Origin of the sequence: Halobellus salinus (assembly GCF_014646875.1) — an archaeon.
Taxonomy (GTDB): domain Archaea; phylum Halobacteriota; class Halobacteria; order Halobacteriales; family Haloferacaceae; genus Haloquadratum; species Haloquadratum salinum.
Genome location: NZ_BMOC01000008.1, coordinates 62,893 through 77,376, shown reverse-complemented (window position 1 = coordinate 77,376; position 14,484 = coordinate 62,893). Strand labels below are relative to the sequence as shown.

The following is a 14,484-nucleotide window of genomic DNA, read 5'->3' as shown; positions in this document are numbered from 1 at the left end:
GATGTCGGATCGTCACCCGCTCGATCCGGTGCTCAATCGGTTGGTGGCGGCCCGCAGGCGGCTTCGCCGGATCGAGCGGCGCGAGCTCTCGGAGTTCCGGCGGTGGATCCAGAACACCACCAACCTGCTTCACGTCTCCGTGGTGGTGGTCGTCCCAGTCCTGCTTGCGGTTGTGACCTCGCTCTCGAACCGGATCCAGGTTCTGTCGTTCCTGCTGTTCCCGCCGCTGGCCGCGGGGACGTACACGCTTTTTTCCGACCCGGAGGGCAGATACGCCAACCCGATCCGGTTCGTCGCGAGCCTCACCGCCGGCGCGGTCTGCGGGCTGGCCTCCTACTCCGCCGTCGCGGCCGCCTACGGGGGGATCCCAGTCGGCGTGATCCGTCCCGAAAGCGCGGCACTCGCCGTCTTTCTCACCGGGATCGTGACCTGGGCCGGGAGAATCGAATCCCCCTCGGCGTTCTCGACGGCCCTTCTGGCGCTCGTGACCGGAGAGGTCGATCCCGTGATCTACGTCGTCAGCATCGCGCTCGCGTCGTCGTTCGTCGCCGCCGTCTTCTGGGTCTGGCGCGGCCGGTTCTACGAGCGCCGGGCGGAGTATCTCTACGAGACGGTCCGCGGTGACGACCACGTACTGGTCCCAATGTACGGGGAGGCGGCGGACCGGGCCGCCTTCTTCGGCGCCCGCCTCGCCGCCGCCCACGAGGCGGGGAAGGTCGTGTTACTCGAACTCGTCTCCGAGACGGACTCCCCGGCCGACGACGAAACCGGCGTTGATGTCACCGTTCCGACCGCCAGCGGCGTCGCTGACGGGAGTGAGCGATTCAGTATCAACCTATCGGCCTCCGACGACACCGACAGGTCGGTCCCGCCGGAGACGGCTGAGGTCGTTGCTCGATTGGAGCAGCAGGCGGCAGCCATCCGGACGGAGGTCGGTGTCCCCGTGGAGGTCGCCGTGGTCGCCGGGCCACCGGTTGGGGCGACGCTTCAGGCCGCCCGTGAAGCCAACTGTGACCTCGTGGTGATGCCCCACGAGGTCGGTGACGACGCCCAGTCGGCGTACCTCCGCGGGATCTTCGGGGGGCCGATCGACGCGGTTGCGTTCCGGTCGCGGTCCGAACGCCGGCGGTGGCGACGCGTGCTGGTGCTCGTCGCTCGCCCGGGCGACACAGCACACGGGATGATCGATTTCGCCACCCGACAAGCCGGCACCGGAACGGTGAGTGTCACCACCTGTATCGACGACGAGTCCGAGCGGCGTCGGGCGGAGACGCGGCTGGAGCACCTGGTCGAGACCGCTGACGGCAACGTCGAGACGCGCGTGGCACGGACGTCCGTCGGTGCGTTCGTCGACGCGAACGCCGGGTCGTACGACCTGCTTGTGGTGGGGTCAAGCGGCGAGCGCTCGCCCGCCTCGCGGCTGGTGTCGCCGCCAACGTTCGGCCGACTCGAGGAGTTCGACTGCGACGTGGCGGTGTTCAACCGCGGCATTCCGTGACGGCCGTCACCGCCCCGCGCTGCCGTCCAAGTCGTCCGGCGGTTCGCCACCGTCGCCCCCGGCAGTCCCGCCGCTCCCGCCGCTCCCGCCGCTCCCGCCGCTCCCGCCGCTCCCGCCGCTCCCGCCCGCGGACGCCTCGCCAACGCGGTCGCTTTCGTCCGCCGCGTCCGCGGGCTTTCTATCGGTGCTGACCGCGTTGAGGTCGTCGGTGCCGAGTAGTTTGTTTTCGATCGCCTCCGCGCCCGTGTGGCCGAGGGCGGACTCCGCGAGGAAGTGCGCACCGAGCACCGCCGGGCTAATCACCGTGTCCGCGCCCGCCCGCCGTAGCTTGTTCACGTTCTCCCGTTGGGTCGCGGCCGCGACGATGGTGAGCTTCGGATTGAGTTGGCGTGCGGTCAGAATCGCGAGTGCGTCCTCCGCGTCGTCGCTCGTGGCCGTAATAACGGCGCTGGCGACCGCTATCCGGCCGCGGTGCTGTGTGTCCTCGTCGCTGGGGTCGCCTGTGAGGACGGTGTAGCCCCGGTCGGTGAGTCGGCGCGCACGCTCCTCGTCCGGCACGACCACGAGTGTGTCTGTCTTCCCGGTGAGTTCTTCAACTATCGGTTCCGTCAGGTCCCCGAATCCGAGCACGAGGACGTGATCTTCCAGGATGTCGAGTTGTTCTTCGGTCATGTATCCGAGTGCCTTCGACAGCCGCGCTTCGATGAGTGGGGTGAAAACGACTCCGAGCACCACCGCAAACGAGGAGACCGTCACCAGAAGCACCGACAGCGCAAAGACCTTCCCAACCGGCGAGGTCGGGGTTACGTCGCCGTAACCGACGGTGCTCCCGGTGACCAGCGAGAAGTAGAACGCGTCGAGCAGGGTCGACACGCCATCGAAGTCGTCCCGAAGCGCGAACGCCCCCGCGGTTCCGTACGCCTGTGCGCCCGCCAGTGCCGACAGCGATGCGACCTGCGCCGTTGTCAGCGACGCCGTTCGGTCGAAGATCCGGATGTTCAGCCCGACGACGAACACGGCGATAACAGAGAGGCCGACGAGCGGCAGCGACAGGTGGGAGGTCTGCAGCACCCCCTGCGTGGCGGTGACCGGAAACAGCACCATCGCCGCGTACCACGCAGCGCGGAGACGGCGCCGGAGTCCGAACGCGTTGACCAGCAGGACGAACCCCGTCAACGTCCCGGTGAATGCGGTTGCCTGCCGCACGACGCCGGGGACGACGACGCCCGCTACCCGGAAACCGACCGTGCCACCGGTGCCGATGCTGGCGATCCCGGTCACGACCGAGAGAACGCCCACGAGGAGCGTTACGACCACGGACGCGCGTGCGCCGATCCAGTCCCGGGATAACGCCATACCCGGATTTCCCACCGTACTGTAACAAAAGAATATCGTACCGCGACGGAGCCGCCTACCGCCACGCCGCCAGGTCGACCACGGCGGCGCAGTCCGTCGACAGCCACGTCTCCGTCCGGGCGATGCCGGTCAGGCCCCGCGGGTGGATTGTCGCGCGGTCGGGACCGTCACTGCGGCGGACGACGACGAGGTCAAGCGTCGGTAACGGGGCGCCTCGCGGCGGCCGTCCGGTCGGCGGACGAGCGGTAGTGTCACCGCCGCGGCCCGGAGGCGACTCGCTCATGGTTCGAGTCTCCCGTCCCACGGGGACAGAATAACTGCTGCTAATTGGGCTCTATACCGCTATACACGGTACATGTCCGACCGCAACGCCCGGCGAACTGATCGCAGTCGACTGCTCACTGGTTGCACAGAATCTAAAACGCTGTTTCCACTGGTTACTTTAGAACACTACTCAGAGGCTCAAAATAGACATTTGTATCTATCTTCGAAGGTATTATTTGAATATGTCTTCAACTGCAATCGATGGCACAATCCACGGATCGGCTCCGTCGCTACCTCGGTGAGGAACTCGGGGACTGCCGGGACGAAGACGTTGAGCGCCGGCTCGACGAGTTGGGGACCCTCGAGGCGGCGCTCGGGACCGAACGGGTAGACGCCGAACTCGACGTGGTCTCGGCGCTCGCAAACGGGACGCGGTACACGCTAACCCGCGTGCTCGTCGCCGCCGGCGAGGAGCTCTGCGTCTGCGAACTCGCCGCTGTCGTCGACGTGAGCGACAGCGGACTCAGCCACGCGCTCTCGACGCTCGCCGACGCGGGGCTCGTTGCGGGCCGGAAGGACGGCCGCTGGAAGATGTATCGTGCGACCAACCGCGCGGTGGCACTCGTGACCGTGCTCAACGGAAGCGTGACCGTCAGTGAGTAACACCACCCACGACCACGGTCCGAACTGTGGCTGTGACGCCTGCGGCGACCCGCGGTCGATGGATTTCCTCGACAGATACCTCACCGTCTGGATCCTCGGCGCGATGGCGGTCGGAGTCGGACTCGGGTTCGTCGCGCCCGCAGTCACGGGACCGATCCGGGAACTCCACCTCGTTGAGGTCGGACTCATTTTGATGCTGTACCCGCCGCTCGCAAAAGCCGACTACTCGCAGCTCCGGGCGGTCTTCAGCAACCACCGCGTATTGAGTCTGAGCCTCGTCCAGAACTGGGTCATCGGGCCGACACTGATGTTCGGGCTTGCGGTCGTCTTCTTCGGGGGGCTCATCCCCGGACTGCCAGCACGCCCCGAGTATTTCCTCGGGTTGGTGTTCATCGGGATGGCGCGGTGCATCGCGATGGTCCTGGTGTGGAACGAACTCGCAGAGGGGTCCACCGAGTACGTCACCGGGCTGGTGGCGTTCAATAGCCTGTTCCAGATCGTCACCTACGGGGTGTACGTCTGGTTTTTCGCGCTCTTTCTCCCGCCACTCTTGGGAATGGAGCCGCTTGTCGCCGGGATCACCACCTTCGACATCACCCCGACGCAGGTGTTCGAGGCGATCGTCGTGTTCCTGGGGGTCCCCTTCGGCGCGGGCTTTCTCAGCCGGTACGTCGGCACGCGCGTGAAGGGCAGGGAGTGGTACGACGAGGAGTTCGTCCCGCGGATCGACCCGCTGACCCTCGTTGCGCTGCTTTTCACTGTGATCGTGATGTTCGCAACCCAGGGCGGCCGGATCGTGGGCTCGCCCGGGGACGTACTCTTGATCGCCGTCCCGCTCACGATCTACTTCGTGGTGATGTTCCTGGTGAGCTTCGGCATGGGTCGCGGCATCGGCGCGGACTACTCCACCACGACCGCGATCGGGTTCACCGCGGCGTCGAACAACTTCGAGCTCGCGATCGCGGTCGCGGTCGCAGTGTTCGGGGTCGGCTCGGGGGTCGCGTTCACCACCGTGGTCGGCCCCCTGATCGAGGTGCCGGTACTCCTGGCGCTGGTGAACGTCGCGCTGTACTTCCAACGGCGGTACGACTGGGCCGGTCGCGGCGACGGCTCCGGGCGCGTCCCCGACCCGACGACTGACGACTGATCCACCATGACCCACGACACTCACTCAACGGATCCGACCCGAATCGCGTTTATGTGCGTCCGGAACGCCGGGCGGTCCCAGATGGCCACCGCTTTCGCCGAGCGCGAGGTCCGCCGCCGGGGACTCGACTGGGGGATCCTGACCGGCGGCACCGCCCCCGCCGCCGCCGTCCACGACGTGGTGGTCGACGCGATGGCCGAGGTCGGGATCGACGTCTCCGACCGCACGCCCCGGGCGATCACCGAATCCGAGCTCCGCTCCTGCGACGTGGTCGCGACGATGGGGTGTTCGACGCTCGACGTCGGCACCGTCGGCGACGACGTCGACGTCCGCGACTGGGCGCTCAACGACCCTAGCGAGGCCCACCTCGACGACGTGCGCGCCATCCGCGACGAGGTCGAAGAGCGGGTGGTGGTGCTGTTCGACGAACTGGCGACGAAGTGACTGCCGGGTGGGCCCGTCGACGCTACCGAGCCCCGTCACCGGTCACGGCCGGCCGGTGGTCTTCTAGGATCCGGTCGACAGTCTCCCACTCGACCGGCGGGTCGAGCGGAGCGAGTCCGCGCTCGAGTGCACCGATGTCCGGCCCGAACCGGTCGCGCCACGTCGGGACGGCGCGGGCGGCCAGCACAGACTCGACCGCCTCCAGTCGGTCCGCAGCGGGGTCCAGCGCCGCGCCGAGGCCGTCCCGGATCGGATCCCCGGTTCGCTCGGCAACCGCGCGGAGGTCGCGACGTTCGGCTTGGAGGTCGGCGACGAGCAGCGACAGCACCTCTACCCGCATCGTCGCGTCCGCCCACTGGACTGCAGGGTCGTCGGCGTCGGCAAGCGCGTCGGCCGCGGTGTCGAGGTCTGTGACCGACTCTCTCACTAACTCGACGTCCTGCTCGAACGCGTCGTACCGCCGGCGGGGATCGGTCGCCCACAACTCGAACTGCTCGGCGTCGAACGAGAGGTCGTCGGCCGCCTCGATCGCCTCCTGTGCGGTCGCCACGACGTCGCGGATCTCGACGGCCAGGTCGTAGACCACCCCGGGTCGGTGACGGACGCCATCGGGTATCACGAACCCGGGGCGGAGTTCCGGGACGAACGACTCCACGGCTGACAGCCGCTCGCCGGACGCGTCGAGCCGCCTCCGGACCGAAGGCACGTCAGCGATCGGGGCGGCCGCTTCGGCAGCATCCGCGCGGGCGTCCCCCGCGAGTTCGATCCGGGTCTCCGCCGTTGCGAGCAGTTTCGAGGTGTCGGAGACGGCGGCCTCGACTGCCTCGCGGGTGACGATCCCCCCCTCGGTGACCGGCTCCAGGGCGTCGCGTACGACGTCGGGGTCGGGTTCGTCGACCGCGTCGATCACGTCGGTGGTAGTAATCCCGTTAGGCTCTGCAGTCTCCATACCGCGCTGTGGGGTCGTCTCCCCCGTAGCTCTTGGTAAGTTTCGTCCCCCGAAAACCCGACCCGTACGGAGACCTACAAAGTTGTATATAGCTCAACACCCCCACACTGTCCGATCCGTTCTGAAACGGGGTGGAACAACCCACCTGATAGGGGTATTATAAACCGCTTTAGTCAGTTCCGGGGTACCAACTGGTGATGTCAGAGGGCAACGCGGGTGGCACGCGAGTATCGCGGCGGAAGTTTCTCGTCACGTCCGGCGTGGTCGGGGCGGCCGGGCTGGCGGGCTGTGGCGGCAGTTCGGCTGGTGGCGATTCGACCGCAACATCGGGTGGCGATTCGACCGCAACATCGGGTGGCGATTCGAGCGGCGACTCCGGGATGAACACGGAACTCCTCGACGCCGAGGGCTCCTCAACCGTGTACCCCATCTCGAACAAGGGCGCGTCTTACTGGAACGCGAACGCGCCGCCGAGCGACGGCGAGTACTGGGGCTCGAACGACGAGAGCACCGTCCCCGGCTGGGACGACCTCGACACCGATATGAATCTCGCGGACCATTTCGCGAGTCTCTATGGGTTCGAGCCGACGGGGCAGCGCTCCGACCCACCGTACAACGCGACCGTGAGCCTGAGTCACTCCGGCACCGGGTGTAAGGCGGTTCGCGACGGGCTGGTCGACATCGGCAACTCTTCGGGACCGATCACCGCCGAACTGGACCTCAGCGAGGAGGAAGCCTCCGAGAACTACGTCGACCACGTCGTCGGTCGCGACGGCCAGCCGGTCGTCGTCAGCAGCGACATCTACGACGCCGGTGTCACCCAGCTCACGGGCGAGCAGGTCCGGCAGATCTACCAGGGCGGGATCGAAAACTGGTCGGAGATCGGCGGGCCAGACCAGGAGATCTTCGTCATCGGCCGCTCCGAGGGGTCCGGCACGGACACCTCGTTCCGGCTGAACATGCTGGGTAGCGCCGACGCGTCGATGGACGGTGTCAACACCCGGTTCGGCCAGAACCAGCAGGTCGCGGAGGCCGTCTCGAACAACGACGGCGCCATCGCGTACATGGCGCTGGCGTTCACGAGCGACTCCGTCCAGCCGATCGGAATCGACTTCGACGGGACGCTCTACGAACCCGACAAGAACGCCGAGAACACCATCTTCGACAGCGCGTACCCGCTCAACCGCGACCTCCACATGTACACGCGGATCACCGACGACACGCCCGACGGCACCGACCTCCGAGAGGGCGCGTTCCTGAACATGTTCTTGACCAACTTCGGCCAGACCGTCTTCGTCGAGCAGAACAACTACATCCCACTCCCCACGTCGGACATCGAGTCCGAGGCGGCGAAGCTTCCGGACCAGGCGTAACGCTGCTGTCTATGTACAGCCCTCGTCCGGTCTTTTCGAAGACACCACGCGGACACGAACCGGTATGACATGATCGGGACACAGGTACTCGCCGCGCGCAACGCGGTCACGCAACAGGTACGGGCGTTGTCGAACTTCATCGAGGATCAAGACCCGACAGCCCTCGCCGTTGTGAGCGTGATGACTGGCGCACTCCTCGTGGCGTTCGCCGGCTTCCTCTCGGTCTCCTCGCTTGCGATCGTCCCATTCTCGATTTTCGTCGTGGCAGCCGGCTACGGCTGGCTCAACCACCAGGGGCTGACCGCCCGGATGCTGACGTTCGCCATGACTGTTGGGACGATACTGATCCTACTCCTGATAACGGTCTTCATCTTCGTGGAGTCGATCCCCGTGTTCGTCTACGAGAGCACCACGGTGTTCGGGATCTCCGTCCCGGGGCTTCGAATGTTCACCCAGGCCGAGTGGGACGCGGTGTCGCCGCCGATCCGGTACTCGATGGTGCCGATGATCCACGGCACGGTGATGGTGACGCTGATCGCGACCGCGGTGGCCGCGCCGCTCGGGATCTCGGCGGCGCTGTTCCTCTCGGAGATCGCGCCCGCAACACTCCGTGAAGCGGTCAAACCCGGCGTGGAGATCCTCGCCGGCATCCCGTCGATCGTCTACGGGTTCATCGGCTTCACCATCCTGAGCCCGTGGGCGGCCGACCAGTTCCGGACCACCGGCCAGGGGTCGTACCTGTTCGTTGGGATCGTCGTCGGGCTGATGGCGCTCCCGACGGTCGTCTCCGTGGCCGAGGACGCGCTGAGCAGCGTGCCCGAGTCGATGAAGAGCGGATCGCTCGCCATGGGCACCACCGACTGGCAGACCATGGCCTCGATCACGATCCCGGCGGCGTTCTCCGGGGTCTCCGCCGCGGTCCTGCTCGGCGTCGGCCGCGCGATCGGCGAGACAATGGCGGCGACGGTGATGCTCCGCGGGGTTCCGCAGCTCACGAAGCCGCTCTACAACGCGTTCTACGGCCAGTCGACGCTCACGTCGCTGATCGCGAATAACTACGGCGAGGCCGACGGGCTCCAGATGGACGCGCTGTTTGCCGCCGGCGTCATCCTGTTTATTACGGTCCTTGCGATCTCCGTCGGCTCGCAGTACATCGAGTGGCGGATGCGCCGCAAGCTCGGGGGTGAGAACTGATGGCGGGCGCGGCCGAGACCCGGCTCGTCAGCGGTGACACCTCCCGGAGCAACGCGGTTGCCGCCGCCGCTGTCGCGCTGGCTGCGGTCCTTTTCGTGACCTCGCTCGCGGCGCTGTTCGAGGTGATCACCATCAGCGACCCGTTCGCGGGCGTCCCGGTGGTGACGGTCCTCGGCGGTACTCTATCGCTCCTCGGGGTCGCCGTGATCACGTTCGGCGTGGGCTCCTACGTGGGCGCCGTCGAGACGGAACCGAGCCGGAGCGCGGGGCTCGTCGCCGCCGTCGTGTTTGGAGTCGTCTGGTTCGCCGTCGGCGGCGCCGTGACTTCGCGCGTGCTCGGCATCGGCGGGGTCGCGTGGGCGTTCGTCGCCCTCCTGACCGGTGCGGTCGCGTCCGCGGTGACCGCCGTCCCGCGTGAGGACATCGGCTCGACGCTCCCGGCGGGTGCGGTGACACTTCTCGCCGGTATGACGTTCCTCACCGGTTCCGTCGGGCCGGCGTGGGTCTGGGAGTTGGAGTTCGAGCAGCAGGCCTCGCTGACCGCGGAGTTCGCGATCCCCGTGGTCACCCTGTTCTGTGCGCTGCTGGCCGGGTGGGCCGCGGCGAAGGCCTACGGCGGGTTCGGCGCCCGCGGCCGGAAAATGGGTGCGTACCTCCTGATCTATCTGAACGCCGGGTCGATCGTGAGCGTGCTCTTCATCCTGATCGCGTTCACCGCCTTTCGCGGGATCCCCGGGTTACTCAACGGGACGGAGTTCGGGCTCGGCACCGGTCCGACGGTGTTCGGGTTCGCCCTGCCCGTCTCCATCCCGTTCGTGATGCACGGTGTCTCGCTGTTCAACGACTTCCAGGGCGTGTTGCCAGCGATCGCGGGGACGATCTGGCTGGTGGTCGGCGCGGTCCTATTCGCCGTCCCACTCGGCGTCGGCGCCGCGATCTTCCTGACCGAGTACGCCGAGCGCGGCCGGTTCACCCAGGTTGTCGAGGTCGCGACCAACGGGCTCTGGAGCACCCCGAGCATCGTGTTCGGCCTTTTCGGGTTTGCGTTCCTGATTCCCCGGTTCGGCGGCGGGAAGTCCCTTTTGTCGGGGATGTTGACGCTCGGGTTCATGCTCTTGCCACTGGTGTTGATCACGAGCCGCGAGGCGATGCTTGCGGTCCCCGACGAGTACCGCGACGCAAGCGCGGCCCTCGGCGTCTCGAAGTGGCAGACCATCCGGAGCGTGGTGGTTCCGGCGGCCCTCCCGGGTGTGGTGACCGGCGTCATCCTCGGGGTCGGCCGAATCGCGGGCGAAACGGCGCCGATCCTGCTGACTATGACCGGCGGAACGTTCGTGCCGGGGGAAAGAACCGTCGACGTCATCGGCGGCTTCGAGTTCGTCTCGACCCCGCCGTTCGTTGCGAACCCGGAGCTTCTGCGGGCCACGACGGCTCTACCCTTCCAGTTGTACGCGCTGATCACCGCCGGGGTCGGACTGGGCGACAACGTGAGTTCCCCGACGGAGTTCCAGTGGGCGACCGCGCTGGTACTCCTCCTCGTGGTCCTGTCGTTCTACGCGATCGGGATCGGGGCGCGGTACTACTTCCGGAGGAAACTCGACTATGAGTAAGACCACATCCACGACCGAGACAGACCGCACCGACACCGAGCGCGTCGGGACAACAACGGGCGAGACCGACGAGCACGTCCGCGACGAGTGGCGCGACTACTCCTTCGACGCCCCCACGAAGATCGGGGTCGAGGACCTCGACGTCTACTACGGCGACGATCACGCGCTGGACGGCGTCTCAATGGACATTCCCGAACAGAGCGTCACCGCGCTCATCGGGCCGTCCGGCTGTGGAAAATCGACCTTCCTCCGGTGTCTCAACCGGATGAACGACCGCGTGTCCAGCGCGCGGATCGACGGCTCCGTCACGCTGGACGGCCAGGAGGTCTACCAGGAGGGCGTCAACCTCGTCGAACTCCGGAAACGGGTTGGGATGGTGTTCCAGTCGCCGAACCCGTTCCCGAAGTCCATCCGGGAGAACATCTCCTACGGCCCGGAGAAACACGGCGATATCGACACCGGGCTGTTGGCCCGGGTGCTCGGTCGCAGCGACGAGGCGGCACGCGAAGACCTCGTCGAGCAGTGCCTCCGCGACGCCGCGCTGTGGGATGAGGTCGCAGACCGGCTCGACGACAACGCGCTGGGGCTCTCCGGCGGGCAACAACAGCGGCTCTGCATCGCCCGGTGTCTGTCAGTCCACCCGGAGGTCATCCTGATGGACGAACCGGCGTCGGCGCTGGACCCGATCGCGACCGCGAAGATCGAAGACCTCATCGCCGAACTCAGCCAGGAGTACACGGTCGTGATCGTGACGCACAACATGCAGCAGGCAGCCCGGATCTCGGAGCAGACCGCTGTGTTCCTCACCGGCGGCGAACTCGTTGAGTACGGCGACACCGACCAGATCTTCGAAGACCCGGAGAGCGACCGGGTCGAAGACTACATCACCGGGAAGTTCGGGTAACGGATGCCACGCCGCGACTTCCAGGACTCGCTCGACGCCCTCCGCGCCGACGTTGTGGACATGGCGGCGGTGGTGTTGGATCGGCTCGACAACGCGCTCGGCGCGCTCGATGCCGGCGACGCCGACGCCGCCGAGGCCGTGATCGACGGCGACACCGAGATCAACGACCTGTATCTGGAGCTCGAATCGGCGTGTATCGATCTCTTCGCGCTCCACCAACCGGTCGCGAGTGACCTCCGGTTCGTCGCGGCGTCGTTCAAGATCCTGACCGACCTCGAACGCGTCGGCGATCTGGCGGCCAACCTGGCGGGCTACGCCCTCGCCGCGGACACCCGGTACCTCCCGGACGTGGATCTGACCCATATCGGCGCGCGCGCACACGGCGCGGTCGCCGACGCGATCGCGGCGTACGCTGATCGCGACGCTGCGGCGTGTCGCGAAATCGACGCGCGCGACGACGAGATCGACGCGCTGTGTCACGCCGCGAGCGAGCATATCGTCCGCGACCTCATCGAGCGCCGGGCCGCCGCCGGCGACAGCCAGGGTACCCCCTGGGACGTCGAGGCGGTTCTTGACGACGTCTCGCGAGTGTTGCTCACGCTCCGAGACCTCGAACGCGTGGCGGACCACGGAGTTAATATCGCGGCCCGAACACTCTACGCCGTCGACAACGACCCGGAGCTGATTTACTGATGAGCGACCCCAATCCGACCGACACCGAGTACTACCTCAACCGCGAGCTCTCCGAACTCGCCCTCCAAGAGCGCGTGCTCCACGAGGGGATGGACAACCGGAACCCACCCCTGGAACGGCTGCGGTTCCTCGCGTACTTCACGAAGAACACCGACGAGTTCTTTATGAAACGCGTCGGAGGGCTGAAACAGCAGATCGACGCCGGGGTCACCGACCGCACGCCCGACGGCCGGACCCCGAAAGAGCAGTGGCGTGAGGTGCTCGACACGGTGCGCCCGCTCTTTCGGAAGCAGTCCGACTACTGGACAGCGACGTTGCGGCCGGCGCTCGCAGACGCCGGGATCCACATCCGCGAACCCGAGACGCTGTCCCCGGGCGCCCGTGAGGCGCTCCAGACCCGCTTCGAGGAGTCGATCCTCCCGACGCTCACGCCGCTTGCGTTCGATCCCGCCCACCCGTTCCCGTTCATTTCGAACCTCTCGCTGTCGCTTGCGGTGCTCTCCGAAGACGGCACCGGCGAGACGACGTTCACTCGGATCAAGGTCCCCCCGAACCAACCGCGGCTGCTCGACCTCCCGGACGATCCAGGGGGGTACGTTCTGCTGGAGGACCTGATCGAGGCCAACCTCGACCTGTTGCTCCCGGACATCGACATCGTCGACGTCTCGAAATTCAAAGTGACCCGCAACGCCGAGGTCCGGCGGAACGAGGAGGTCGCCGAAGACCTCATCGACATGGTTGAGGAGGTGCTCGAACAGCGCCGGTTCGCGACCGTCGTGCGGCTGGAAGTCGACGCCGACATGCCAGCGGCGTCGGTGTCGATCCTGAAAGAACACCTCGATGTGAGCGACCGGGAGGTGTTCCACCGAACGGGACCGATCGACTTCGAGGACTTCTTTACGCTGACGGAGTTGGACCGGCCAGATCTCACGCTCCCGACGTGGACGCCGCGTCCCCACCCGCGGCTCCGACCGCCGGCCGCCGACTCCGGCAACGGGACGAACATCTTCGACGAGATCCGCAAAGGGGACATCCTGGCACACCACCCGTACCACTCCTTCGAGGGAACGGTCCAGCGGTTCCTCGACGCGGCCGCGACCGACCCGGACGTGCTCGCTGTGAAGGCGGCGATCTACCGGACCGCCAGCGACTCGAAGGTGATCCAGAGTCTCATCGACGCCGCCGACGCGGGCAAACAGGTGGCGGTGATGGTGGAGCTCAAAGCCCGCTTCGACGAGCGGAACAATCTTGAGTGGGTCCGCCAGCTCGAGGAGGAAGGAATCCACGTCGCGTACGGCACCGTCGGACTGAAAACTCACACCAAGACCGCCTTGGTTGTCCGCCAGGAGGACGACGGTGTGGAGCTGTACTCCCACGTCGGGACCGGCAACTACCACTCCGAGACCGCGAAGGGATACTCCGACCTGGGCCTCCTGACCGCAGACCGCGACGTCGGCCAGGACCTCACGAAGGTGTTCAACTTCTTTACCGGCCCGACCCTCGACGACCGCTTCCGGAAGCTGCTGATCGCCCCGGTCACGATGCGAGAGCGGTTCACCCGGATGGTCCGCCGGGAGGCTGAGCACGCCCGTGCCGGTCGCCGGGGTCGCATTGTGGTGAAAGTCAACGGGCTCGAGGACCCGCAGATGGTCGAAGAGCTCTACCGGGCGTCGATGGCCGGCGTCGAGATCGACCTGATCGTCCGGGACATCTGCCGGCTCCGCCCCGGAATCGAGGGGTTGAGCGACACGATCCGGGTCCACTCGATCGTGGGGCGCTTTCTTGAACACGCCCGCGTCTTCTACTTCGAGAACGCGGGCGACCCGAAATGGTACCTCGGGTCGGCCGACTGGATGACGCGCAACCTCGACAACCGAGTTGAGGCCGTCACCCCGGTCGAGACGGTGGCGCTCAGAGAACAGCTCCGGTTCATCCTCGAAGCGTCGCTGGCGGACAACCGCCGCCGATGGGAGATGCGCTCCGACGGGAGCTACGACCAGGTGGTACCGGGCGAGGATCCGGTGCGGGACATCCAGGAGATCCTGATGCGGGCGACCGACGCGGCGCTCGACCGCGGCCACGGGGCGGGGATCGTCGTCGACGAGGACCTGATCGAGGGCGACCTCCTCGTGGAGCCGTCCGTCGAGTCCGCAGAGCAGCCGTCGTCCGGGGGACACGACGCCGACACCAGGGCGTGGAGCGACGACTCGGGCCCCGGAGCGGGGTCGGAGGGCGACAGAACGGACAGCGAGGACGAGGCGAACGAACCGGACGAAACAGCCGGATCACATGGACTGGATGGGTCGGACGGAGTAGACGAACCGGACAGAACGGACGAGGCGGGCGAAGCAGGCGCACCGGACGAGTAGTTGCGGCCAAGCCGGGGTCC

13 protein-coding genes are annotated in these 14,484 nt (G+C 66.9%); 10 read left to right on the top strand and 3 right to left on the bottom strand.

Annotation, left to right across the window (positions count from 1 at the left end; translation table 11 throughout):
- Position 1 precedes the first annotated feature (1 nt).
- Positions 2-1,498 carry an HPP family protein gene (locus IEX72_RS07975; RefSeq protein ID WP_188786851.1) on the top strand — a complete coding sequence of 499 codons (1,497 nt, stop codon included), beginning with the start codon at positions 2-4 and terminating at the stop codon, positions 1,496-1,498.
- Positions 1,499-1,504: 6 nt separating this feature from the next.
- Here IEX72_RS07975 and IEX72_RS07970 read toward each other — a convergent pair whose 3' ends face one another.
- Both IEX72_RS07970 and IEX72_RS07965 read right to left on the bottom strand, forming a co-directional pair.
- Complete coding sequence (locus IEX72_RS07970) at positions 1,505-2,854, bottom strand: NAD-binding protein (protein ID WP_188786850.1); 1,350 nt, start codon at positions 2,852-2,854, stop codon at positions 1,505-1,507.
- A gap of 55 nt (positions 2,855-2,909) precedes the next feature.
- The gene (locus IEX72_RS07965; RefSeq protein WP_188786849.1) at positions 2,910-3,137 is read right to left on the bottom strand and encodes a DUF7511 domain-containing protein; all 228 of its coding nucleotides are present in this window, start codon (positions 3,135-3,137) and stop codon (positions 2,910-2,912) included.
- 242 nt (positions 3,138-3,379) lie between these two features.
- On the opposite strand from IEX72_RS07965, the gene IEX72_RS07960 reads away from it, so the two are divergent.
- The 3 genes from IEX72_RS07960 to IEX72_RS07950 are packed head-to-tail and all read left to right on the top strand — an operon-like array spanning position 3,380 to position 5,372.
- Positions 3,380-3,781, top strand: a complete 402-nt coding sequence (locus IEX72_RS07960) for an ArsR/SmtB family transcription factor (protein WP_188786848.1) — start codon at positions 3,380-3,382, stop codon at positions 3,779-3,781.
- A complete protein-coding gene (gene arsB / locus IEX72_RS07955; RefSeq protein ID WP_188786847.1) occupies positions 3,774-4,928 on the top strand; it encodes an ACR3 family arsenite efflux transporter in 1,155 nt (384 codons plus the stop codon). The genes IEX72_RS07960 and arsB overlap by 8 nt, the downstream gene beginning before the upstream one ends.
- Before the next feature lie 6 nt (positions 4,929-4,934).
- Positions 4,935-5,372, top strand: coding sequence for an arsenate-mycothiol transferase ArsC (locus tag IEX72_RS07950; protein ID WP_188786846.1), 438 nt, complete (start codon positions 4,935-4,937; stop codon positions 5,370-5,372).
- A 22-nt stretch (positions 5,373-5,394) separates the two neighbouring features.
- On the opposite strand, the gene IEX72_RS07945 is transcribed toward IEX72_RS07950, so the two are convergent.
- Complete coding sequence (locus IEX72_RS07945; protein WP_188786845.1) at positions 5,395-6,321, bottom strand: halo transducer protein; 927 nt, start codon at positions 6,319-6,321, stop codon at positions 5,395-5,397.
- A 197-nt stretch (positions 6,322-6,518) separates the two neighbouring features.
- On the opposite strand from IEX72_RS07945, the gene IEX72_RS07940 reads away from it, so the two are divergent.
- From IEX72_RS07940 to ppk1, 6 genes are all read left to right on the top strand, one after another.
- A complete protein-coding gene (locus tag IEX72_RS07940) occupies positions 6,519-7,694 on the top strand; it encodes a substrate-binding domain-containing protein (RefSeq protein WP_188786844.1) in 1,176 nt (391 codons plus the stop codon).
- Positions 7,695-7,763: 69 nt separating this feature from the next.
- A complete protein-coding gene (pstC, locus tag IEX72_RS07935; RefSeq protein WP_188786843.1) occupies positions 7,764-8,888 on the top strand; it encodes a phosphate ABC transporter permease subunit PstC in 1,125 nt (374 codons plus the stop codon).
- Complete coding sequence (pstA, locus tag IEX72_RS07930; protein ID WP_188786842.1) at positions 8,888-10,498, top strand: phosphate ABC transporter permease PstA; 1,611 nt, start codon at positions 8,888-8,890, stop codon at positions 10,496-10,498. Before pstC ends, pstA begins: the two co-directional genes overlap by 1 nt.
- On the top strand, positions 10,491-11,402 hold the full coding sequence (gene pstB / locus IEX72_RS07925) for a phosphate ABC transporter ATP-binding protein PstB (RefSeq protein WP_188786841.1): 912 nt from the start codon (positions 10,491-10,493) through the stop codon (positions 11,400-11,402). Before pstA ends, pstB begins: the two co-directional genes overlap by 8 nt.
- A gap of 3 nt (positions 11,403-11,405) precedes the next feature.
- Positions 11,406-12,095 (top strand): phosphate signaling complex protein PhoU, encoded by a 690-nt coding sequence (gene phoU / locus IEX72_RS07920; protein ID WP_188786840.1) that lies wholly within the window; start codon positions 11,406-11,408, stop codon positions 12,093-12,095.
- Entirely contained in the window at positions 12,095-14,464 is a 2,370-nt protein-coding gene (ppk1, locus tag IEX72_RS07915; RefSeq protein WP_229663786.1) for a polyphosphate kinase 1, read from the top strand. Before phoU ends, ppk1 begins: the two co-directional genes overlap by 1 nt.
- Positions 14,465-14,484: the final 20 nt, after the last annotated feature.